Source organism: Chelatococcus composti, assembly GCF_014201415.1.
Classification (GTDB): domain Bacteria; phylum Pseudomonadota; class Alphaproteobacteria; order Rhizobiales; family Beijerinckiaceae; genus Chelatococcus_A; species Chelatococcus_A composti.
In genome coordinates, this window is record NZ_JACHEH010000001.1 from 425,685 (window position 1) to 448,255 (window position 22,571).

19 protein-coding genes and 1 pseudogene are annotated in these 22,571 nt (G+C 65.9%); 10 read left to right on the plus strand and 10 right to left on the minus strand.

Annotated features, from left to right (window positions below; all coding sequences use genetic code 11):
* The first annotated feature begins 33 nt into the window (after positions 1–33).
* The 4 genes from HNQ73_RS02135 (at position 34) to HNQ73_RS02150 (ending at position 3,661) form a co-directional block, all read left to right on the plus strand.
* A complete protein-coding gene (locus tag HNQ73_RS02135; protein ID WP_183331758.1) occupies positions 34–942 on the plus strand; it encodes a LysR family transcriptional regulator in 909 nt (302 codons plus the stop codon).
* A 231-nt stretch (positions 943–1,173) separates the two neighbouring features.
* Entirely contained in the window at positions 1,174–2,391 is a 1,218-nt protein-coding gene (locus tag HNQ73_RS02140) for a thiolase family protein (RefSeq protein ID WP_210304892.1), read from the plus strand.
* A gap of 1 nt (position 2,392) precedes the next feature.
* Positions 2,393–2,812, plus strand: a complete 420-nt coding sequence (locus HNQ73_RS02145) for a Zn-ribbon domain-containing OB-fold protein (protein WP_183331762.1) — start codon at positions 2,393–2,395, stop codon at positions 2,810–2,812.
* Between the two features lie 273 nt (positions 2,813–3,085).
* Positions 3,086–3,661: a DUF2076 domain-containing protein gene (locus HNQ73_RS02150; protein WP_183331764.1), complete on the plus strand. Its 576-nt coding sequence runs from the start codon at positions 3,086–3,088 to the stop codon at positions 3,659–3,661.
* A gap of 27 nt (positions 3,662–3,688) precedes the next feature.
* On the opposite strand, the gene HNQ73_RS02155 is transcribed toward HNQ73_RS02150, so the two are convergent.
* Positions 3,689–4,609 carry a LysR family transcriptional regulator gene (locus HNQ73_RS02155; protein WP_210304893.1) on the minus strand — a complete coding sequence of 307 codons (921 nt, stop codon included), beginning with the start codon at positions 4,607–4,609 and terminating at the stop codon, positions 3,689–3,691.
* A gap of 93 nt (positions 4,610–4,702) precedes the next feature.
* Between HNQ73_RS02155 and HNQ73_RS02160 the strand changes: the two genes are divergently transcribed.
* Positions 4,703–5,710 (plus strand): zinc-binding alcohol dehydrogenase family protein, encoded by a 1,008-nt coding sequence (locus HNQ73_RS02160; protein ID WP_183331769.1) that lies wholly within the window; start codon positions 4,703–4,705, stop codon positions 5,708–5,710.
* 560 nt (positions 5,711–6,270) lie between these two features.
* Here HNQ73_RS02160 and HNQ73_RS02165 read toward each other — a convergent pair.
* From HNQ73_RS02165 to HNQ73_RS02175, 3 genes are read right to left on the minus strand one after another with little or no spacing between them, the layout of a single operon-like run.
* Entirely contained in the window at positions 6,271–7,206 is a 936-nt protein-coding gene (locus tag HNQ73_RS02165; RefSeq protein ID WP_183331771.1) for an aromatic alcohol reductase, read from the minus strand.
* Between the two features lie 48 nt (positions 7,207–7,254).
* Positions 7,255–8,658, minus strand: a complete 1,404-nt coding sequence (locus tag HNQ73_RS02170; RefSeq protein WP_183331772.1) for an aldehyde dehydrogenase family protein — start codon at positions 8,656–8,658, stop codon at positions 7,255–7,257.
* 57 nt (positions 8,659–8,715) lie between these two features.
* Positions 8,716–9,183, minus strand: coding sequence for a Cif family virulence factor (locus HNQ73_RS02175; protein WP_183331774.1), 468 nt, complete (start codon positions 9,181–9,183; stop codon positions 8,716–8,718).
* Between the two features lie 222 nt (positions 9,184–9,405).
* On the opposite strand from HNQ73_RS02175, the gene HNQ73_RS02180 reads away from it, so the two are divergent.
* Positions 9,406–10,311, plus strand: coding sequence for a LysR family transcriptional regulator (locus HNQ73_RS02180; RefSeq protein ID WP_183331776.1), 906 nt, complete (start codon positions 9,406–9,408; stop codon positions 10,309–10,311).
* A gap of 45 nt (positions 10,312–10,356) precedes the next feature.
* On the opposite strand, the gene HNQ73_RS02185 is transcribed toward HNQ73_RS02180, so the two are convergent.
* The 3 genes from HNQ73_RS02185 to HNQ73_RS02195 form a co-directional block, all read right to left on the minus strand.
* Positions 10,357–10,932 carry a DoxX family protein gene (locus HNQ73_RS02185; protein ID WP_183331778.1) on the minus strand — a complete coding sequence of 192 codons (576 nt, stop codon included), beginning with the start codon at positions 10,930–10,932 and terminating at the stop codon, positions 10,357–10,359.
* A 109-nt stretch (positions 10,933–11,041) separates the two neighbouring features.
* Positions 11,042–12,052, minus strand: coding sequence for a DUF2955 domain-containing protein (locus tag HNQ73_RS02190; RefSeq protein WP_183331780.1), 1,011 nt, complete (start codon positions 12,050–12,052; stop codon positions 11,042–11,044).
* A gap of 13 nt (positions 12,053–12,065) precedes the next feature.
* Positions 12,066–13,145 carry an HlyD family secretion protein gene (locus tag HNQ73_RS02195; protein WP_210304894.1) on the minus strand — a complete coding sequence of 360 codons (1,080 nt, stop codon included), beginning with the start codon at positions 13,143–13,145 and terminating at the stop codon, positions 12,066–12,068.
* 118 nt (positions 13,146–13,263) lie between these two features.
* On the opposite strand from HNQ73_RS02195, the gene HNQ73_RS02200 reads away from it, so the two are divergent.
* Entirely contained in the window at positions 13,264–14,217 is a 954-nt protein-coding gene (locus HNQ73_RS02200) for a LysR family transcriptional regulator (RefSeq protein ID WP_210310563.1), read from the plus strand.
* Positions 14,218–14,492: 275 nt separating this feature from the next.
* On the opposite strand, the gene HNQ73_RS02205 is transcribed toward HNQ73_RS02200, so the two are convergent.
* Together HNQ73_RS02205 and HNQ73_RS02210 are read right to left on the minus strand one after the other, a co-directional pair.
* Entirely contained in the window at positions 14,493–14,972 is a 480-nt protein-coding gene (locus HNQ73_RS02205; protein ID WP_183331784.1) for a carboxymuconolactone decarboxylase family protein, read from the minus strand.
* An 11-nt stretch (positions 14,973–14,983) separates the two neighbouring features.
* Complete coding sequence (locus HNQ73_RS02210) at positions 14,984–15,703, minus strand: SDR family oxidoreductase (protein ID WP_183331786.1); 720 nt, start codon at positions 15,701–15,703, stop codon at positions 14,984–14,986.
* Positions 15,704–15,810: 107 nt separating this feature from the next.
* Here HNQ73_RS02210 and HNQ73_RS02215 point away from each other — a divergent pair, with 107 nt between their 5' ends.
* The gene (locus HNQ73_RS02215; RefSeq protein WP_183331788.1) at positions 15,811–16,701 is read left to right on the plus strand and encodes a LysR family transcriptional regulator; all 891 of its coding nucleotides are present in this window, start codon (positions 15,811–15,813) and stop codon (positions 16,699–16,701) included.
* 272 nt (positions 16,702–16,973) lie between these two features.
* Here HNQ73_RS02215 and HNQ73_RS02220 read toward each other — a convergent pair whose 3' ends face one another.
* Positions 16,974–20,720 (minus strand): vitamin B12-dependent ribonucleotide reductase, encoded by a 3,747-nt coding sequence (locus HNQ73_RS02220; protein ID WP_183332214.1) that lies wholly within the window; start codon positions 20,718–20,720, stop codon positions 16,974–16,976.
* A gap of 817 nt (positions 20,721–21,537) precedes the next feature.
* Here HNQ73_RS02220 and HNQ73_RS02225 point away from each other — a divergent pair.
* Entirely contained in the window at positions 21,538–21,948 is a 411-nt protein-coding gene (locus tag HNQ73_RS02225; RefSeq protein ID WP_183331789.1) for an NADH:ubiquinone oxidoreductase subunit NDUFA12, read from the plus strand.
* A gap of 190 nt (positions 21,949–22,138) precedes the next feature.
* A pseudogene (locus HNQ73_RS02230) lies at positions 22,139–22,537 on the plus strand (DUF2155 domain-containing protein); the annotation flags it as partial.
* Between the last annotated feature and the right edge of the window lie 34 nt (positions 22,538–22,571).

The following is a 22,571-nucleotide window of genomic DNA, read 5'->3' on the forward strand; positions in this document are numbered from 1 at the left end:
TATCGCGCCGATCTACATTCAGCTATGAGCGTCATGCACATCTTGTCTCTTCCTCCGCTCGAATACCTGCAGGCGGTGGTGGCTGCTGCAACGCTGGGATCCTTCAGCGCCGCAGCGGAACGGCTCGGCATCACGCATGGTGCGGTGAGCCGCAGGATCGCGGCGGTGGAGCACTGGGCCGGTCGGCCTCTCTTCATGCGGCACGGCCGGGGCGTCCGCCCCACGCTGGAAGGTGAACAGCTCGTCGCCCGGATTGAAACGGCCATCACCATGCTGGAGGATGGGCGGCCCTCCCGCAGGGGGGAGGGTGAGCTTCCGGTCATCCGCGTCGGCGTGGTGGCATCCTTCGCGCGGCTGTGGCTGATCCCGAACCTGCCGTTTCTGGAAGGGACACCCGCCGATCTGCGTGTCGAGCCCGACGTCGACGATCGCCTGATGACGCTGTCCGATGCGCGTATGGCGATCCGGCTCGGCAAGGGCGACTGGCCTGGCGTCGTTGCCGAGCCGCTCGTCACGGAGACGCTCTATCCCGTCGCGGCGCCCTCGCTCGCCGGCGCCCTCGGCTGCTCCCCTTCGCCGGAGAGGCTGCTGGAGCATCCGTTGCTTCACGATGCCTCGACGATCGGCTGGCGCCACTGGCTGACCGGCCTCTCTGTCGACTATGCGCTGCGGCCGCAGGATCGTATCCTGCAGGGGCACGACCTCGCCCTGCTGGCTGCTGCGGCTGGCCTCGGTATATCCCTCGTGCGCGATCCCTACGGGCTCGCCTTTTCCCGCAGCCTGGGGCTCGTGCCCGTCCACGAGCAGAGGGCCGTCAACCCCAACCGTTTCCATGTCGTCACACGCCCCGGCCAGCGCCACCCGGCGATGCAGAGGCTGATCACGCGGTTCCACCAGCTTTTCACGCCGGCGCCGACCGTGCCTGAACATTCGCCGGTCTGACGCGGCACGGCCAGCGCGCCGGACTCCTGCCGCCGCCATGGGCCTGCGGGTCGCCACCGTCGTCCAGATTCCACGAAATGTTGCCGAATTGACGGGGGTCAATTCAGTGGCCGGCAGTCCTTGCGAAGCTCTCCATGCGGCGGTCAAGCATGGAGGACTATCGGTGTCATGAGAAATCAGCTGAAAGAACGTGTCGCCATTTCCGGCGTCGGATGTTCCCGTTTCGGTGATTTGCTTCGAACGCCCGACCTCAAGGGTCTCACCATCCAGGAGCTGACGGCGCGCGCGGTCAAGGAAGCGCTCGATGATGCGGGACTGACCGGACAGGACGTGGACGCGGTGTTCGCCGGCAACGCCATGGTTCACAGCTCGCAGGTGCCTGCGACCTATTCGCAGCTGTCGAAGTGGACGGGCACGCAGTTCAAGGCGGGCGTGCATTTCGAGGCCCAGTGCTCGACCACCAACATCGGTGCCATTCTGGCGGCCATGTCGATTGCGGCCGGTGTGTACGACACGGTCCTCGTCTTCGGCCTCGAGACGACGCGCACCAAGGTGAAGGGCCACAGTCCCTATGAGCGCGAGCCGATTTCCCACCAGCAGACCTGGTTGTGGACCGACATGGCCGTGAACCAGGCCTATGCCGTGGCCCAGGGTTACGACATCTTCTCCACCTACAATGGCCTCGTCTCGCTGGGGTACTGCCGCAAGTACGGCGTCTCGATCGAGGATTTCGACCGCTCCATGTACGAGCTCTGCCGCACGCGGCGGTTCCACGGCTCGCTGAACCCCAAGGCCAATATTCAGGAGACGCTGGAGGCCCGCGCGGCCCGCGCCGGCTACTCCGACCCCTACGAATACTGGCAGTCGGACGAGCACAATCCGTTCGTCGCCTGGCCTTCGCGTCTGCTCAGCTTGGTGACGACCGCCGACGGCGCTTCCGCCATGGTGCTGACCCGCGCCGACCTCGCCAGGGGCGGCAAGTCGCAGCCCGTCGAGGTCAAGGGCTTCGGCGTCAGCTACAGCGACCTGCCGTGGTATGGCGAAGACCCGACTTATTGGGAGTTCGACAGGCGCGCGGTCGATGCGGCGTTCGACATGGCGGGCATCAAGGCCGCTGACATCGACTACCTGCACACGCACGACTGCTCGCACATCAGCAGCATCTGTACGGCCGAGACAATCGGCTACCTAGAGCCGGGCAAGGGACTTCAGGCCGCCCGTGAAGGCCGCCTGCGGTTTGACGGCGACCGCCCCATGTCCACCCATGGCGGGCGTCACGCCTTCGGCCATGCCTGGGGGGCGAGTGCCGGATCGGACACCTACGAGGCCGTCCTGCAGATGCGGGGGCAGGCCGGGGCGCGGCAGATCCCGAAGGCCCCGGAAGTTTCGGTCATCCATACCCACGGCTACGCCATGATCGGTGCCGTGCTTGTCCTGGGGAGCATGTGAGATGAACGCCGTTCAAGAACAGCCGAGCGTGATCCGCTCCTACTACGAGAAGCTGGCGCAAGGAAAACTGCTGGCCGTCACCTGCAAGTCCTGCGGCACTCACACCTTCCCGCCAACCGGCTGTTGCGAGCGTTGCGGAAGCTGGGAAGTCGAGCCGGTGGAGCTGAGCGGGGAGGCGACGTTGCTCTATGCGACCCACAACCTCTCGCCCGCCTGCCATCCGCGTTTCGAGAAGATCGCGCCCTATGTCTACGGCCATCTGCGGCTGAAGGAGGGGCCGATCGTTCAGGCGATCATCCTGGGCGTTGAGCCGAAGCCCGCCGCGTTGCGGGAGCTTTTCGAGCGCGGGCCCGTTCCCGCGGTCGCCGAAACGCTCCAGATGGATGACTTGCCGGTTCTTGCCTTCCGCATCAGGGCGTGAAGGCTGCGGTATCGGCTCTCGATGGGCGTGCAGGCCGCTGAGGCTGCCTCTCCATCGACTGGCCGAGGGCAGGGCCGTGCCGCTGCGACGCGGGGCACGGCCCTGGCGCTGAAGCCCGTGTGGGGCCACATGCCCTCGCGGTATCATCGCCGAGGCCTTGGCCTCTACGCATTTCGGTACGTTTGCGACTATCTCAATTTCGTCAACATCTTGCCGGCTGCTTTCGGGCGTCACTGGAGAACGGCAGGCCGCAGACGGCGGAGCTTCACGACAATGGACAATCAGGACCGGCAGGCGATCGAGGGCTTGTTTGCGCGCCTCCGCGAGGTCGAGCGCCAGGCGGGCCCGCGGGATCACGAGGCTGAGAACTTCATCCGCGAGCGCATCGCGCAGCAGCCGGGCGCCCCGTACTACATGGCGCAGACTATCGTCATGCAGGACTATGCACTTCAGGAAGCGCAGCGACGCATCAAGGAGCTGGAGCGCGAGGCGTCGCGCCGGACCGGCCGCCTCCTGACGGGGGTCTTCGGCGGCGACCAGCCGAGCCGCGGCTCCGTCCCCTCGGTGCCGTGCAGCGCGGCGGGGCAGGAGGACCTGGGGACGGCCCCGCCGGCCGAAAAACGGCAGTCCGGCCATGGCAGCTCCCTGGCCGGCGCAGCGCAGACCGCACTCGGCGTCACCGGCGGCATGCTGCTGGGTGCTGCCATAGGAAGCCTGTTCGGCGGCATTGCGACGCAGGCTGCTGAAGTGCCGCCCGCCGCAGCGCCTGAACACGCGGCCAACGACGAGGGGGGCGGCTTCTTCGATGGATTCTTCGGTGACCTCTTCGGCGGCGACGAGGGGCCGTGAAGCGCGTCCGCTGACGGGCCGGGCACCTCATGCTAGCAGGTCGTACAGCTCTTTCGATATGCGCCTGAAGCGGTTGGCGAGGAAGTTCACCAGCGTGCGCACACGCACCGGAATGAAGCGGCCGCTGGGCAGGATCACGTTCAGCGGATAGTGGTCGAGCTGCCAGTCCGCCAGCAGGCGAACGAGACGCCCGTCGCGCATCTCGTGCCGCATCTCGACCGGGGTCTTGAGGAGGATGCCGGCCCCCGCGACGGCCCATTGGCGGGCGAGCGACGCGTCGTCGACGCTGCGGTTCCCGCTCACGTGCACCTCGATCGACTGGCCGTAGCGGGTGAAGCGCCAGGTGCGGTGAGGCCGGCCGGCGCGGTCGTAGGCAAGGCAGTTGTGGCGGATGAGGTCCATCGGCGTCTTCGGTGCGGGGTGCCGCACCAGATAGGCGGGCGCGGCGACGACCACGGGCGCGGTGTCCATGAGGGGGCGGGCCACCAGCCGTGAGTCGACGAGGTGCCCGTAGCGGATCGCGAGATCGACCTCGTCGCGCACCACGTCGAGCGGCCGGTCGCCTACCGACAGGGCCAGCTGCACGCCGGGGTGCGCCTCCAGAAATTCGTCCAGCATGGGCAGGAGCGTCGAGCGCGTCAGGTCGGACGGTGCCGCGACGCGGATCAGGCCCACCAGGCCGGCCCTGTCGCTGGTCGCCTGTGCCTCGCCCTCCGCGATGAGATCGAAGGCCCGGCTCGCATAGTTCAGCAAGATCTGCCCTTGCGGCGTCAGCCGCATGGTCCGCGTGGAGCGTTCGAACAGGCGAACGCCAAGCTGCGTTTCCATCCGTTTCAGGGCCGCACTGGCTGCTGCCGGCGTGACGCCGAGGGCCCTCGCTGCCCCCGTGAGGCTGCCGGCGCGAGCAGTCTGCAACAGCACCCGCAAATCACCGATATTTTCAATCATCATTTGAATATGTATCAATATGGCTTCTCTTATCAAACACTTATTGAAGGATATCGTGCGGTCCGTTCTTCCTCTCCTGAAAGGACGGCCACCATGAAAGCTGTTGGATACCGCCAGAACCAGCCGATCACGGACGACAGGTCGCTCGAGGATGTCGAGCTGCCAACCCCGGCCTTCCGCCCGCGCGACCTGCTGGTCCGGGTCAAGGCCATCTCTGTGAACCCGGTCGATACGAAGATCCGCCAGGCACGCAAGCCGGCGGAAGGACAGGTTGAGGTGCTCGGCTGGGATGCGGTCGGCGTGGTCGAGGCCGTGGGGCGCGACGTCAGCCAGTTTGCCCCGGGCGATCGCGTCTACTATGCCGGCGCCATAAACCGGCCCGGTGCCAACAGCGAGCTGCACGCCGTGGACGAGAGGATCGTCGCGCGCGCGCCGCGCTCGCTCGACGATGTGGCGGCTGCCGCCCTGCCGCTGACGTCGATCACGGCCTACGAGATGCTCTTCGACCGCCTGCGTATCGGCAAGGGCGGGGGCGTCGGGCAGACACTGCTGATCGTCGGCGGTGCCGGCGGCGTCGGCTCCATCCTGATCCAGCTCGCCCGGCAGCTCACGCAGCTGTCCGTCATCGCGACGGCGTCGCGACCGGAAACCCGCCAGTGGTGCCTCGATCTCGGCGCCCATGCGGTGATCGACCACCGGCAGCCGCTGTCGGCCGGGCTGAAGGCAGCGGGCGTCGGCGCGGTCGACTACGTCGCTGCGCTGACCCGGACTGGGCAGCACCTCGACGAGATCGTCGAAAGCCTCAGGCCGCAGGGCGCGATGGCTGTGATCGACGATGATCCGCTGGACATCCTGAAGCTGAAGACGAAGTCCATCGCGCTGCACTGGGAGCTGATGTTCACCCGTTCGCTGTTCGAGACGCCCGACATGGGCGAGCAGGGACGGCTGCTGACGGAGGTGGCCGAGCTGGTGGACGCCGGCCGCATCCGGAGCACCGTCAATCACCAGCTGGGCGCCATCAACGCGGAGAACCTGCGCCGCGCCCACGCGCTCATCGAGAGCGGAAAGGCGCAGGGCAAGGTTGTACTCGCCGGCTTCTGACAGCGGGAAGTTCGGACGGACGAGAGAAGGGGCAGCATTGCCGCCAGCCTGATTCCCGGCTGACATGCCGCTGCATCGCTGGTCCTGTTTCCGTGGCCGCGGCATCGCCGCGGCCATTTCTTCGTCTGTATCTCCGATCCCAGCTGTCGGGCGGCGGACGTCATGTCCGGGGACGTCTGTCATGCCGGGTCGTCGATGGTCGGGCGCCGATGCTCGGCCAGCTGGGCCATCCAATCATCGGGTTCCAGTAAGTCATGAATGGCAACTATTTATGGTCATTTGGTCAAAGCAGTATGTGAGGACGTAGTGCTGAGAGAAGAGGGCTTGGCTGCCGCTGCCCTGATCGCAGTTCCTCATCCGGGCAAGGGGCGGCTCCTTGGGTGGGCCTGCCGCGACCGCACGGGGCATCTTTCATGACAGCAGCCCCCTCGGGCTTGAGGGTCCGAGGGGGCTTCGATGGGGCTGCCGGGCGTCCGGGCAGGGCGCATCATGCATCCCATGCAGCGGACGCCGCTTCGCCGGAGTTGCCCCCTGCTCGCGGCACAGGGGGCGACAGCGGATCAGTGACCGAGGCGCGCGCGCAGGTAGCCTTCAACGTCGGTGACCTTGATGCGGCGCCGCTCGTTGAAGGTGCCGGACTTGTCCCACCACATGCCGTCGCCGAGGGCGAACGCCGCGCGATAGCGGACCATCACGTCGCTCGGTGCTTCAGCCAGGTCGGCCCGCAGCTTGTCCAGGGTCCACTCGGTCTTCTCGAACGTGCGGCCCGTGACACGCTCGACAACCTCGGCGAGGTGGCCGTAGGAGATGGTGTCCCCGGCGACGAAAACCACCTCGTTGGCGATGCGCGGCTCCGAGAGAAGAATTTCGGTGGTCAGCCTGCCCACGTCCTCGGGTGTCGTCACCGTCACCTTCGTGTCCCAGCTGCCGAGCCCGTGGATCGTACCGCGGTCGAGATTGACCACGTCGAACGAGGGCTCGAACAGGAAGCTGGTGAACATGCCGGTCGAGACGATCACCCACTCCACCGCATCTTGGGAGCGGAGCAGCTGACGCACCTCGTACTGCTCGTCAAAGACGGGCTGTCCGCTTCCACGCCCGACGATGTCGTAATCGACGCCGAACTGCCACGGGAAGTACCGTCTGACACCCGCCTTGATCACTGCGCGGGTGATGCGCAGCTGCGTGCCGGGTCCGGCGACGAAGCCTGTGCAGTTCACGACAGTTCGGTAGGGGCGGAAGGCCTCGGCCAGCGAGTCCTCGTCCGCGCTCAGGTCGAGGCTGATGACCGTCACGCCGAGCGAGCGCAGCTCCTCGAGATTGGCCTTTTCCTGCTCGGAGGGATTGTTCAGCATCTGGGGCGCCACCAGGCAGGTGATGGAATTGCCTGCCGCGCGAATTCGCGGCGCGAGCGCCCGCAGGACGGCCATGCCCAGCTGTCCGGCGCCGAGCACGAGGATGTCGCGCGTGTCGACCTTTCCGTTGTCCGTAGCCATTTGCGTGTCCTTTCACTTGCTCACGTTGAATCTGCTGGAAGGGGGCGGTCAGGCAGCCTGATTGATGACATTGACCTGGCAGAACTCGGCGAGACCGAGCTCCGTCCACTCCACCCCGATGCCGGATTGCTTGGCGCCCGCGAGCGGCACGTCCGGGCCGAAGTTGAGATGCTGGTTCACCCAGACCGTGCCTGACTGCATCCGCTGCGCGAGCTCCTTTGCGCGCGCGGGATCGCCGGACCAGACCGAGCCGCCCAGGCCGAAGTCGCTGTGGTTGGCCAGTGTGAGAGCTTCCTCGCCGTCCGCGACGCCGACGATCGGCAAAATCGGGCAGAACTGCTCCTGCGCGACGAGCTCGCTGGAATCGTTGATGTCGCGCACCACGGTCGGCCGGACAAAGTAGCCGGGTCCATCGATTGTCGAGCCTCCGGCGATGATGTGTCCGTCGCGGCGTGCGACCTCGAGGAAGTACTTCGCCTTCTCGAACTGCTGGCGGTTCTGCAGTGGGCCGAACCGGGAGGCCGGGTCGTTGCCCGGGCCGACGACGGCTTCGCGGGCGCGGCGCGCAATCGCTTCGCTGAACGCGTCGTAGATCGTGTCCGCGACATAGACCCGCTTGATGGCGAGGCATGCCTGGCCCGTGTTGAAGAAGGCGGCGTTGAAGATGCGCTCCGTGGTCTCTTCGACGTTCACGTCCTCAAGCACGATCGCCGCGTCGTTGCCGCCCAGCTCCAGCGTCAGCCGCTTCAGCGTCGGCGCCGCGCTCGCCATGATCCGCCGCCCGGTCGCCGTGGAGCCCGTGAATGTGACCTTGGCGATGTCCGGATGCGAGGTGAGCAGGTCGCCTAAGTCATTCTGGTCCGTGATGACGTTGAGCACGCCCGCAGGCAGAATGGCGGCTGCCAGCTCACCGAGCATCAGGGTGAGGATCGGTGTCGTGGGCGCCGGCTTCATCACCATCGTGTTTCCGGTGACGAGCGCCGGGGCGATCTTGGCCGCGGGAATGAGCAGCGGGAAGTTCCACGGGCTGATCCCCGCCACGACCCCGAGAGGGCGGTGGCGCAGCTCGACCCGGCCGCCCTGCATCCGAATGTCCTTCTCGGGCAGTCTGAGCCCAGCGAAGTGGCGGATGAAGGCGATGGAATAATCCACCTCCTGCGCGGCTTCGACGCGCGGCTTGCCCTGTTCGGCGACCATCGTGTCGATGAAGTCCTGCCGCCGTTCTTCCACGGCGTCGGCGAGAGCCTTCAAGAGATCGCTTCGTGCATCCCACTCCAGCGCGTCCCAGGCCGGCTGGGCCCTCTTCGCAGCCTCAATGGCCGCTTCCGCCTGCCGGCGAGACGCGCGTGCCACCGTCGCAAACACTTCGCCCGTGGCCGGGTTGACCACGTCGAGGGTGTAGTCACCGGCCACGAGTTCCCCGTCGATGAGGAGTCTTGATCCGAATGTCATGGGTATAGCTCCAGTTGAAGAGCCAGCTTCGGTCCGGTCGGGAGGACGGGAGCCGGGTTATTCGTCCTGGGAGGGAAGACCGCTGCCGTGCTCGCGGATGATGCGCCATCCGTTGGCGGATCGGCGCCAAACGAGGCTCGAAAGCGTGTGCGCCCGGCCTTCCTCGCCTTCTGCAGTCACGAAGGAGGTGATGAACTGGACGCTTGTGACGGCGAGGTCGGACGACACGAGCGTGCTCGGGCGTCCCACAAGGATGTTTGTGAGGCGCCGCATGCGCGGAATGACCTCGTCCCAGATCGCGGCATACTGGGCGACATTTCTGTTAACGCGCCGCTTCTGGTCGAAATCGTCGAAGAACTGGGTTCCCTCGGATGACCAGTCGTAGAAGCGTTCGAGGCGCTCGCGGAAGTCGAAAGGCGCTTCCGGGGTATGTCGCCAGCCTGTCTCGACCCAATCCTGGACGAGATTATTTAGTATAATGATGTCAGATTGTGAGTTTTGGATATCCGTCGTATGTATGTTCATCGTTCTTGTCCTTGTGCGTTAGAAGCATGACGGTGATATCTGAACGCCTTTGCATCCCGTCACCGAGCATATGGCTGCGGACGCACGTGGGATAAGAGCGAAGAAACTGATCTCGTTGTTCGTATAGAATGAATAATCGCCGGAGCACGCGCGCATGGTGCAATCCGTGCGCCGCTAGTCGCGGCGCACCAGGGCCGGATCGGCAGGGCGGGGAATGAAAAGATGGATCGGCTTCAGGCGATGGAAACGTTCACGCTCGTCGTGGAGACAGGAGGCTTCAAGCGCGCTGCCGAAACGCTCCGTATCCTGCCCTCAACGGTGACCAAGACCATCAAGGATCTGGAGGCGCATCTCGGTGTCCAGCTGCTCAACAGGACGACCCGGGCGGTCAGCGTCACCGACGCGGGGTTGCGCTATTACGAGAGCTGCAAGGCCATCCTGCGTGACATCGAGGCCGCGGAGGGGGAGGTGGCCGGCCGGGGCGGCACGATCCGGGGAACCGTGCGCGTCGGTACAACGCCCACGCTCGCGCGCCACGTCATCATTCCGGCGCTTCCGCAGTTCGCGGCGCGGCATCCGGGCATCTACATCGACCTGCACCTGAGCGATGCGGTGATCGATCTTGTTCATGAGGGGGTCGACTGTGTCATCAGGGCCGGTGAGCCACAGCTGTCAAACCTCGTGCTCCGGCGGCTCGCCCGTTTCCCGTGGTACGTGTGCGCGTCGCCCGCCTATCTGCGGCGATACGGCGAACCGCGGAGCCTGGCCGACCTGCAGGCTCATCTGGCCGTGGGCTACGCCGACAGTCGCAGGAGCCGCTCCACGAACTGGACGTTCCGGGACGGCGATGAGACTGTCATCGTGTCGATGAAGGACAGTATCACCGTGGATGACACGGATGCATATGTCGCCGCGGGAGTGGCAGGGCTGGGCCTCATCCGCGCGGGGAGCTTCGTGGTGCGTGAGCATCTGGCCGAGGGGCGCTTGGTCAGGCTTCTGGCCCATGCGGAGCCATCGACCGACCCGTTGTCGGCGCTCTATCCGCAAAGCCGCCATCTTTCGCCGGCCGTTCGCGCTTTCGTTGACTGGAGTGTGGAGGTCATCGGCCGGGAGGCGAGAGGCTGGTAGTCGCAGGTCGCGCGTTGCCGCCGTCGGGGAGATCTCTGCCGGCGATCAGAACTCGCGCCGGATCACGAGCCGGTCGATCGAGAAGGGACCTCCGCCAAAGGCGGCGATGAGACCGGCGCCGGCGGCCCAGAACGTCGAGTTGAACACCGCCTTCTCCTGCACCTCCATCAGAAACGCGTGCCCTCCATCGACCAGGAGGCGTTGCTGGCCCGCCTGTGTCAGGTAGTGGGAGGCGTTCGACAGGAATCTCAGGCCCTCGGCGGTCAGGAACGCCTCGCCGTAGGGATGGACGGCGTGAAACCAGAGGGTGACGAGCAGCATGACCGCATTGGCAAAGGCGACGGGGCGCGTCAGCAGGCCGAGGCAGATCAGGAGCCCGCCGACGAACTGGAGCGCCGCCAGCACCGGCGAGAACAGCCAGCCGGGATAAAGGCCGATGCTCTCCACGAAACCGGCCTGGGCCAAGGGCGCGAGGATCTTGGGCCAGCCCGCGACCACCAGATGACCGCCGATGATGAGCCGAAAGGCGGCCCAACCGACCGGCTGGGCGACGTTGGCGTAGAAGCCAGCCATGAAGGGCAGGAAAAGGCGCTTTTCGGCGCAGAAGCTCTTTCCAGTCATATCGGATCTCTCTTGCAACTTAGGCCTGCTTTTCCTGTGCGGGATCGGCGCTGCGCGTGTGCCGCATTTCCGCCCGCGCGGGAGCGGAGCGGGCTTCGCCCACCTGCTCTCAGCCTTCTGTCGTCCAGCGTGTGTGGGGAAAGAGGTTGAGCGCCCGGTGCAGCAGCGAGATGAACACCAGCATCAGTGTGATTGAGATGACCACGGATACACCGCGGTACAGCGAGTTCTGGATCATGTCGTCGGTCGGCGTGAGCAGGCCGAAGAGGATTGCGAGCGCCGTGACGGCGGCAAAGCCCTTACCGGGGATTCCCTCGCGGGTGTGCGCCGCGCTGAACCAGATGAGGCCCACCAGGAAGGCGCAGGCAGTCAGCGGCCAGAAGCTCGAGTGACCTGAGATCGCCAGTTGGGCGAGCGTGGCATGGACCGAGCCGATGACCGAGCCGTAAAGGCGCGTGCGGCCGGCGCTCCAGATGCCGTCGTGGCTCAGCGCGAGCAGGATAAGCACGGTCGCCATCTGCGCGCTCAGCGAGTCGCTCATCTCGAACAGCTGGAAAAACGTGAACGACCCTGTTGCGCCCAGTGCGCAGAGCAGGACGATGTGGCGCCGCTGCGCCGGGGTCCGGGGTGGCGGAACGCGGGGCGCGCGGGGCTCCGCGTCCGGAAAGATGGTGAACGCCGCATAGTACAGGGCGACGCTGCAGACGATGGAGCCGCAGGCAGCCCAGAACAGCTCCTCCCACAACATCTGCGGATAGCTGCCGTAGTGGACGAGGCCGCTGGAGATGGCCAGCGACAGGGCGCCGAACATGAAGAGCTTTCGCGGGCTGGTCATCAGCCAGAAGCAGATGCTGACGAAGCCCAGGTAGGCCGCCGTCATGACGACGGGATGCGTGGACAGCACGGCCACCATGATGCCGGCGGCAACCATCCCCGTCGGGGCGCTGACGAGGAACTGCAGGGCGATGTGCCGGTCGAATGCCGGCGCCAGACCGATCAGGACCAGCGGGTAGACGGCGTAGTAGACGGCATAGGGCCAGGCAAGGAGCGTTGCCAGCGTCCAGCCGGCGAAGGCTCCGAACGCCATGCGGCAGGCCTGCCGCCAGTCGTTCGCGCTCATGACGGGGGTCCTTTCAGTAGACATAGCGCACCAGGGCGAAGAGCCGGATCTGGGCCTGCGCGAGAGCGCGGGCAATGACGGAGCCGTTCGGCACGAGTTGCACGGTCGCGCGGGCACCGCTGACGAGCCTGGGCGGGGCGTCGAGGCTCACGTTGACGCGCACGCGCTGGGCACGCCGGATCCAGCGATCGGTTTCCACCGTCTGGGCCAGCGTGCCGTCCGCATTGACCTGCCCCTGCGCGACGCCGGCATCAATTGATGCGACGCGTCCTGCGAATACCCGGCCGGGCAGGGCATCGAAGCTCACCAGCGCCTCGTCGCCGACGCCAACCCGGGTCAGGGCCTTCTCCCGAAAATCGGCCGCAATGATCGGATTGAGGCCGACAACAGCGAGGACTGGAGTGCCAGGGGCGACATAATCGCCGGGACGCAGCCGCATGTTGGCAATGACGCCGTCTTCCGCCGCGACGACCCGTGTCTGCGCGAGATCGCGCCGCGCCAGGGCCAGCTTGTTGCGGGCTTCCCGCAGGTAAAGGTTGTCGGGTCCATCCTCGCCGCGCTGGACGAGGCTGGCGCGCAGTCGCGCCTTCGCCACCTCCACGGCGGCAAGCGCCGCATCGCGTTCGGCCGCTGCAGTTTCGGCGACGCTGAGCGAGACGGCATTGCGCTTGCTCAGCTCCCACTTCCGGGTCGCCTGGCGGACGGCTTCCTCGGCCGTCGCCTTTGCACTGACGATGGCGGCACGCGCTTCGGCGATATCCGCATCCCGCTGCTGGATCGTCTGCTTGGCTTGGTCGAGCGCCAGTTCCGCCGCATCGACGGCGATCTGGTAGCGTGTAGGGTCGATCTCGAACAGCACCTGCCCGGCCTTCACCCGCTGGTCGTTGGTGATGTGGACGCGGACGACGGTGCCGGACACTTCCGGCGCTACGCGGGTCGTGTCGTAGAGCACCCGTGCCTCGGGGGTGATCGGCATGAATTGGTCGGCCACCACGGCGTAGAGGAGCAACAAGGCTCCAGCGGCGGTTGCGGTGTAGACGCTGCGGCGGAAGCGCTGCTCCGGCGTCAGCGCGGGGCGCGTTGTATCGGTCATGGCAAGTGGCGCTTTGATAGTGTCAGCCGTTGCTTGTCGCCGGCTATTTGGCTGCCCGCGCCCGACCTTGTAGCCGCAGAAATTTGCAGGCATCCTTCCGAAAAACGGAAGGATGCTGGTGACGGACGATCTCAACGACCTGCGCTTGTTCGTGCGTATCGTCGCCGCCGGAAGCCTCTCGGAAGCGGCGCGACGCATGCAGAGCTCGCTGCCCGCCGTGAGCCGGCGCCTCGCCGCCCTGGAGGCGCGCCTCGGCGTGCGGCTGATCGAGCGCGGTCCGCGCCGCTTCACGCTGACGGAAGAGGGCAGCTTCCTGCTGGAGCGCGCCGAGGCCATTTTGCGCGACCTCGACGCCGCCGAGGCCGAGGTCATGGCCCGCGCGAGGTATCCGCAGGGACATATGCGGATCGGCGCGCCGCTCGAAATCGGCCGGAACCGCATCGCGCCGCTGGTTGCGGAGTTCACGGCGCGCTATCCTGGCATCAGCATCGAGCTGGTGCTGAACGATGCCCACGTCGACATTCTCGAGGATGAGATCGACATTGGCATCTTTCTCGATGAGCCAAGCGACGGAAGCCTCATCACGCGAACCCTGCTGCGCAGCCGGCGCGTGACCGTCGCATCGCCCCGGTACCTCGCAACGCACCCGCCGATCACCCGGCCTGCCGATCTTCTCCATCACGATTGCGCAAGGCTCGTGCGCGGCCGCCGGATCTTTGATCGCTGGCTGTACAGGGAGCACGGCCAGGTGCAGGATATCCGGGTCTCGGGAAGGCTGCTGTCGAACAGCGCCGAGGTGGTCCACCAGTGGGCCCTCGCCGGCGAGGCCATCGCCTACAAGGCCCTGTGGGACGTGGAGCAGGATATCCGGGCAGGAAAGCTGGTGCGCCTCCTGCAGGATTTCGAGTGCGACGAGATCAATCTTTACGCCGTCTATGCGTCGCGCTCACACCTGCCACTCCGCATGCGGCTGTTTCTCGATTTCGTCGCCGAACGGCTCCAGGCCGAATGCTGGCAGCTCACCCGTGATGCCTCCGAGCCCGGCTGGCACGCAACGCATTCCGAGATGTGAACTGCCCGCCGCAGGGGGCTGCGGCGGGCAGTTGCCTGGATTGGGGCGTCAGATGCGCGACTTGCGCAATTCGAGAATTCACAGAGGACTGAAAGCAAGGCGTCCGAGCAAGTGGATGGAACTCTTCTACGTGCAGGACGGCGCGCGTTGGTCGACCGGGATTACCGGAAACGGCCTCGCGCTCGCCTGATGAGGCAGGATCACGGCCGCTGCGTGAGCGCTGCCATCGCAGGGGAGCTGGTGGTTTTCCTCCATCAGCTCAGAGAGAAGGGAGTTCACGGACCGGGACGCCGTCCACTGGACAACGCCCGGCGCTCCGCAAACAGTGCTGAAAGGGCTTGTGACGCGGCTATCGCCCGCGGGAAGCCGGCCGTGACCGTCGTCAGATAGACGATTTCCTTCAGTTCCTCTTCGCTCACCCCGACGTTGAGCGCATAGCTGGCATGGATCTTCATGAATGCGGGCTCGCCCATCGCTGCGAAGGCAGCCACCGCTGCGAGCTGGCGTGTCCGGGTATCGAGACCCGACCGCGACCAGACCTCACCCAGCGCGTATCCCCGGGTCGCATCGGCGAGGAACGGGAACTCTTCCTTCATTCGCTCGAGCGCAGGTTGGGTGGCACCGTTGTTCAGTTCCTTGACAACGCCGTCGCCGCGGCGCTGCCGTTCGTCAGCAGACTGGGCCTGAGCCGTTGCGGGAGAAGCCGCGAGCAGCAACATGACAGCAACGGCACGAGGATGAAGAGAGAAGGTCATGGCGGCGGCTCTCACATTGTCGCCGTCGGACGCACGACGATCTCGCTGACGTCGACATCCTCAGGCTGCTCGATTGCGTAGCGCACCGCACGGGCGATGGCGTCAGGCTTGAGCGCTATGGCGCGGTAGGTCCGCATCAGCTCGGCGGCGGTGGGATCGGTGATCGTGTCAGCGAGTTCACTTTCCACGACGCCGGGATGGATGCAGGTGACGCGGATCCGGTCATTCTCCTGTCGCAGGCCATCCGAGATCGCACGCACGGCAAACTTCGTCGCGCAATAGACGGCAGCCGTTGGCGAGACTGTCAGAGCACCGATCGAGGCAATATTGATGATGTGGCCCGAGCCGCGCGCCCTCATTTCCGGCAGCACGGCAGCGATACCGTAGAGCACGCCCTTGATGTTGACATCGACCATCCGGTCCCATTCGTCGACCTGGAGTGAGGACATCAACGACAGCGGCATGACGCCGGCGTTGTTGACGATCACATCGACGCGCCCGAAGGCTTCGCGGGCAGTCTCTGCAAAGGCCGAAACATCGGCGCGCTCGGTGACATCCAATCTCCGGGTCAGCGCCTCTCCGCCTCGGCTGCGAATTTCTTCGGCGAGCGCCTGAAGCCGGTCCGTTCGGCGGGCGCCGAGGACCAGCTTCGCTCCGGCCTTGCCAAGTTCGCGAGCAATGCCGGCCCCGATGCCGCTGGATGCGCCGGTGATGAGAACCACTTTTCCCATGCTGGTCTCCTTTCAACCTCTTCACGGCGGTTGAAAGGACGGTAGCTGTAGGCGACTGTTGCGATAAGCCGCCCCTTGCTTCCCAGAATGGAAAGCTATTCTAACCAATGGCACCGGATCTCAACGCCCTTTCCGTCTTCGCCCTGGTGGCGGAGGAGCGGAACTTTCGTGCTGCGGCGGAGCGCCTTGGCGTGAGCCGCTCGGCAGTGAGCCAGAGCGTGCGCCGGCTGGAGGAAGGGCTCGGAATTGCACTCGTTCGGCGGACAACACGGAGCGTCAGCCTGACCGAGGCCGGGGAACGCCTCTATCGGCAAGTTGCTCCCGCAATCGCTGAGATGCAGTCAGCCGTTGAAACGGCCAGAAGTTTTCGGGAGCGTCCGCGCGGGCAGCTGCGTCTAGCGGTCTCCTCGATAGCCGAACACTTCCTGGCCGGTCCGTTCCTGGCGCGCTTCACCGAAGCCAATCCCGAGATCCAACTGGACGTCTACGTGACGGACGACGAACTCGACATCGTCGCCGAGGGGTATGATGCCGGTGTTCGTCTCGGGGAGGTCATCGAGCAGGATATGATTGCCATACCCGTCGCCGGGGATGAACGCCAGCTCGCGGTCTGCTCGCCTGCCTACCGGGACAGATTCGGCGTCCCTTCGCATCCGAGCGAACTTGCTGCCCATCGCTGCATCGGCTGGCGGCCGTCTCCAAAATCCGCGCCATACCGCTGGGAGTTCGCGGATGAAGGCAAGGCGTACAGTGTCGACGTGGCGCCCGAGATCACCACCAACGACATGGCCTTGATGATCAAGCTCGCCGTCGCAGGCGCCGGCATCACATTTGGAATGGAGGAGAGTTTCCGGCCCGCGATCGATCGAGGCGAACTCATCCCTCTGCTCGAGGATTACTGCCCCTACTTCTCAGGTTTTTATCTCTATTATCCGAGCCGCAGGAACGTCGCTCCAAAGCTGCGTGCGCTCATTGAACACCTGCGACGGCGAGAGTGACCATCCTCGGTTCCCCGGAGCGCGGACGCTTCGATCTGACAGTCGAGAATAGATGGCCAATCCGCCAGCTTTGCCGACGTGAGGCCGCGGCATGCCGGCTGTCTCTGGCGATCCGGGGGAGCCAGGCCCCTGCAAGGAGGCTCCTGACATGGGAAGAAAATGCCCGCCGCAGGGGCCTGCGGCGGGCAGTTGCTTGGATTGGGGCAGTCAGATACGCGGCTTGCGCAATTCGAATGACGATTCACATTCGCCAGTTCGCTGGCGGTCTGCGCTCATGAGCACCCGGTCGTGCCGCCGCAGGTGTCGCACTTCATGCAGGTGCCGTTGCGGACGAGCGTGAAGTTGCCGCATTCGGGGCAGGCTTCGCCTTCGTAGCCCTTCATGCGGGCTTCGGCGCGGCGGTCGGCGAGGGAGCGGTCCTTGCCCGTCTCCGGCTGGGCGGGGGCGGCGAAACCGAGGCGGGACATCTCCTGCTCGCCCAGGGGCTCCTCGTCTTCCTCGAAGGCGGGCTCGCCCTTGAGCGCCGTTGCCCCCGCGAGGGAGACGACCGTCGAGCTGCGGCCGGCCGTCGGCGCGGGGCGGCTGTCGCCGCCGCCGGCGATGGTGAGGAAGTTCGTCGCCCGTCCGCGCACGAAGCCGCGCGAGATGACCTGCGGGGCCGGCGCCTGCGGGGCAGGGGCCTTGCCCTGGTCCACGCCGCCGCCGAGCACGTCGTGACCGATCTCGCCCGGGTCGACGTGGGCGAGGTCATGGCGCCCGAGGTAGGAGATGGCGAGCTCGCGGAACACGTAGTCGAGGATCGATGTCGCGTTCTTGATCGACTGGTTGCCCTGCACGAAGCCGGCCGGCTCGAAGCGCGTGAAGGTGAAGGCCTCCACATATTCCTCGAGCGGCACGCCATACTGCAGGCCGAGCGAGACCGCGATGGCGAAGTTGTTCATCATCGCCCGAAAGGCCGCGCCCTCCTTGTGCATGTCGATGAAGATCTCGCCGAGGCGCCCGTCAGCATATTCGCCGGTGTGGAGATAGACCTTGTGGCCGCCGACGATGGCCTTCTGGGTGTAGCCGGTGCGCCTGTCAGGCAGCTTCTCGCGCTCGCGCACGCGCTCGACGCGCTCGATGACCTTCTCGACGATCTTCTCGGCCACGTGGGTGGTCCGCGCCGCCGGGGCCTGGGCGAGGAACGCCTCCACCGCATCTTCCTCGTCATCGTCCTCATCGGCGATGAGGGCGGCGTTGAGCGGCTGCGACAGCTTGGAGCCGTCGCGGTAGAGGGCATTTGCCTTCAGCCCGAGCCGCCAGGAGAGCAGGTAGGCGTTCTTGCAGTCCTCCACCGTGGCGTCGTTCGGCATGTTGATGGTCTTGGAGATCGCGCCCGAGATGAAGGGCTGCGCCGCCGCCATCATGCGGATGTGGCTCTCGACCGAGAGGTAGCGCTTGCCGATGCGGCCGCAGGGATTGGCGCAGTCGAAGACCGGATAGTGCTCCTCCTTGAGATGCGGCGCGCCCTCGAGCGTCATCGCACCGCAGACGTGGATGTTGGCGGCCTCGATCTCGGCCTTGGAGAAGCCGAGGAAGGGCAGCAGCTCGAAGGACGGGTCGTTCAGCTTCTCGGCCGGCACCTTGAGAGTGTCGCGCAGAAAATCCTCGCCCAGCGTCCACTTGTTGAAGACAAACTTGATGTCGAAGGCCGACTTCAGGCTCGCCTCGATGGCGGCGATCTTCTCGTCGGTGAAGCCCTTGGCCCGCAGTGAGGTGTGGTTGATGCCCGGCGCCTGGGCAAGCGAGCCGTGGCCAACGGCGTAGGCCTCGATCTCGGCGATCTGGGCTTCGGAATAGCCCAGCACGCGCAGGGCGTCCGGTACGGCGCGGTTGATGATCTTGAAGTAGCCGCCGCCGGCGAGCTTCTTGAACTTCACGAGCGCGAAGTCAGGCTCGATGCCGGTCGTGTCGCAGTCCATCACGAGGCCGATCGTCCCCGTGGGGGCGATCACCGTGGCCTGCGCGTTGCGGTAGCCGTGCTGCTCGCCCAGCTCGAGCGCCTTGTCCCAGGCGTGCTTGGCGCGCGCCACGAACTCCTCGCCCTGGGGCAGCTTCTCGCAGGAGGCGTGGTCGAGCGGCACCGGGGGCGTCGACAGCTTCTCGTAGCCCTCGGTCTTGCCGTAGGCGGCGCGGCGGTGGTTGCGGATGACGCGCAGCATGTGCTGGGCGTTCTTCCTGTAGCCGGGGAAGGGGCCAAGCTCGCTCGCCATCTCGGCCGAGGTGGCGTAGGCCACGCCCGTCATGATGGCCGTGAGCGCACCGGCGATGGCGCGGCCTTCATCGGAATCGTAGGGCAGGCCCATCGTCATCAGGAGGCCGCCGATGTTGGCATAGCCGAGGCCGAGCGTGCGGAACTCGTAGGACAGCTCGGCGATCTCCTTCGACGGGAACTGCGCCATCAGCACCGAAATCTCGAGCACGATGGTCCACAGCCGGCAGGCGTGCTCGTAAGCCGCGATGTCGAAGCGGCGCGACGCACGGTCATAGAACTGCAAGAGGTTCGCCGAGGCGAGGTTGCAGGCCGTGTCGTCGAGGAACATGTACTCCGAGCACGGGTTCGAGGCGCGGATCGGCCCCGAGGCCGGGCAGGTGTGCCAGTCGTTGATGGTGGTGTGGAACTGGATGCCCGGATCGGCGCAGGCCCAGGCGGCGTAGCCGATCTTCTCCCACAGGTCGCGGGCCTTCACGGTCTTCGTGACGCGGCCGGTGAGGCGCGCCTTCAGCTCCCAGTCGCCGTCGGCCTCGACGGCCTTCAGGAAGGCGTCATCGACGCGCACCGAGTTGTTGGAATTCTGGCCGGAGACCGTGGCATAGGCCTCCGAATCCCAGTCGGTGTCGTAGGTCTCGAAGTCGATGTCCTTGTAGCCCTGGCGGGCGAACTGGATGACGCGCTTGATGTAGTTGTCCGGCACCATGGCGCGGCGGGCGAGCTTGATCTCGCGCTTGAGCGCCGGGTTCTTCTCGGGATCGAAGCAGGCGTCGCCCTCGGCCTCGCAGTTCACGCAGGCCTTCATCAGCGCCTTCATGTGCTTCTTGACGATCTTGGAGCCGGTGACCAAGCTCGCGACCTTCTGCTCCTCCTTCACCTTCCAGTCGATGTAGGCCTCGATGTCGGGATGGTCGATGTCGACCACCACCATCTTGGCCGCGCGGCGCGTGGTGCCGCCGGACTTGATGGCCCCGGCCGCCCGGTCGCCGATCTTGAGGAAGGACATGAGGCCGGAGGATTTGCCGCCGCCCGAGAGCTTCTCGCCCTCACCGCGCAGGGCCGAGAAGTTGGTGCCGGTGCCCGAGCCGTACTTGAACAGGCGCGCCTCACGCACCCACAGGTCCATGATGCCGCCCTCGTTGACGAGGTCGTCCTTCACGGACTGGATGAAGCACGCGTGCGGCTGCGGGCGCTCGTAGGCCGACTTGGACTTCACCACCCGGCCCGTCGTGTGGTCGACATAATAGTGGCCCTGGCTCGGCCCATCGATGCCGTAGGCCCAGTGCAGGCCCGTGTTGAACCACTGCGGCGAATTGGGCGCCACCATCTGGTTGGCGAGCATGTAGCGCAGCTCGTCGAAGAAGGCGGAGGCGTCCTCCTCGCTGGAGAAATAGCCGCCCTTCCAGCCCCAGTAGGTCCAGCAGCCGGCGAGGCGATCGAACACCTGGGTGGACGAGGTCTCGGAGCCGTAGCGCTCGTTTTCGGGCAGGGCGGCGAGGGCCTCCTCGTCCGGCACGGACCGCCAGAGGAAGGAGGGAACGTCGTTCTCCTCCACCTTCTTGAGGCGTGCGGGCACGCCGGCCTTGCGGAAATACTTCTGGGCGAGGACGTCCGTGGCCACCTGGCTCCAGGACGCGGGCACGCTGATACCCTCGAGGCGGAAGACGACGGAGCCGTCCGGATTGCGGATCTCGCTGGTCGCGAGCCGGAACTCGATTGTCGAGTAGGGAGATTGGCCCGCCTTCGTGTACCGCCGCTCGATCCGCATTGTCGTCATCCCCATGAGCCGGGCAGAATCTGCCCGCGAAGCCGCCAACCGGCGGCTCCCACCCGCAGCTCTGTTTGTTGCCTCTAGAACATCCGGGGCAGGCTCCGCCTGCCTCGCTCGTGAACCGCCGCCAGCGACCGCATGCCCCACAAGGACAAGAACCGCCCCAGGGACGCCCTCACGACGCCGCCCGGCTGCCTCGCTACCCATCCGCGGGCACTCTTCAGGACCGCTGAGAGCCCCGTGCGGCGCCGCCGCGACGTAAGGTTTAACCTAGTGCCAGAACGCCATATCCGTCAAGAAATGGTGCCGGCCCAAATGGGCGCCCCCTATATCTTGTGACGAGATGTGAACAGTGGGGAAGGCCCCCAAGGGCGCTGCATAAGTATCGAAAATTCTAGCAGGATTTGCGAGCCGTTGAAGTGTCGCTTGAACGAGCGGGCCGGTTCAGGGGCTCCACGCCGGTGCATGGCGGGGCCCGCCGAAATGCACCTCGCAGGTGGTGGTCCGGCAGGGCCTACAAGGGCTGATTGTCCGATGGTCGAGGCACCAGGGGCGCTGAAAGCCGTGCTGGCCAAGGGGCGAATCGGACTTGCCCGCCGGGCGGGCGAGGGAGCCGGCCACGCAGGAGCCGGCAATGATCGCGACGAATTGGCAGGACAGGGGCCCCTTGACGCCCTTCGCGCCGCCGAGACGGCGATTCTCTTTCGGTGCTGCGGCAAGGCGCAGCTGGACATCGGGCGAGGAGGCAGTCATATTCGCGCGCGATTTCGCTGCGTCGCACCAGCGGCCGCAGCCCATGCAACGAGAGTCAGCCTTGAAGAACTTCCTGCTTCAGTTCTTTACCTGGTGGAGCGGCCAGACGCTGGGCACGCGCTTCTACACCTGGCGCAACGGTGAGTTTGTCGGCGAGGACGAGTTCGGCAACAAGTACTATCGCACCCGCGGCGGCAGGAAGGATCCGGCCCTCGGCATCGAGCGGCGCTGGGTCATCTACAACGGCGAGGCCGAGGCTTCGATGACGCCGCCTGGCTGGAACGGCTGGCTGCACCACACGGTGGACGTGCCGCCGACGCAGGAGGATTACAAGCCCCGCGAGTGGCAGAAGCCGCACCGCCCCAACTACACCGGCACGCCGAAGGCCTACCGTCCCGCCGGCTCGACTCTGGCGAGCGGCCGCCGGCCGCAGGCCACCGGCGACTATCAGGCGTGGTCGCCGGGCAGCTGAGCCGGCGCCTCATCGCGACGGAAACCGACGGGGCCGCGATGCGGCCCCTTTTCGTTTCGCCGGCAGCCCTGCTGTCTTTTCTGCGTCTGCGCCCTTTTTCCACCATGCCTGCCATGTTAACCGGAACGCGGCGCTGGGTTGCTGTGGCGCCGGCCGGCATGTCCGGGATCATGCGAACGAGGCTTGGTTGATGCGCTTGGCTGTGCCCCTTCTTTCCGCCCTGGTGCTGAGCACACTGGCCGTCTCGCAGGCCAGCGCGGACAAGATCCGCAATCCGACGGCCATCTTCTCCGGGCTCGACAAGGTGACCGGACGCATCGTCTCGTTCGAGGTCGCGATCGACGAGACGGTCCAGTTCGGCGCCCTGCAGCTCACGCCGCGCGTCTGCTACACCCGGCCCGAGACGGAGACGCCGAATACCACCGCCTTCATCGAGGTGGATGAGGTGACGGTGAACAACGAGTACCACCGCATCTTCACGGGCTGGGTGTTCGCCGCTTCGCCCGGCCTGCACGGCATCGAGCATCCGGTCTACGACATCTGGCTCACGGGATGCAGCGGCGGGACCGAGATCATCCCCGACCCCAAGCCCGCGCAGCCTGCGGCGAACGGCGGCTGAGGCG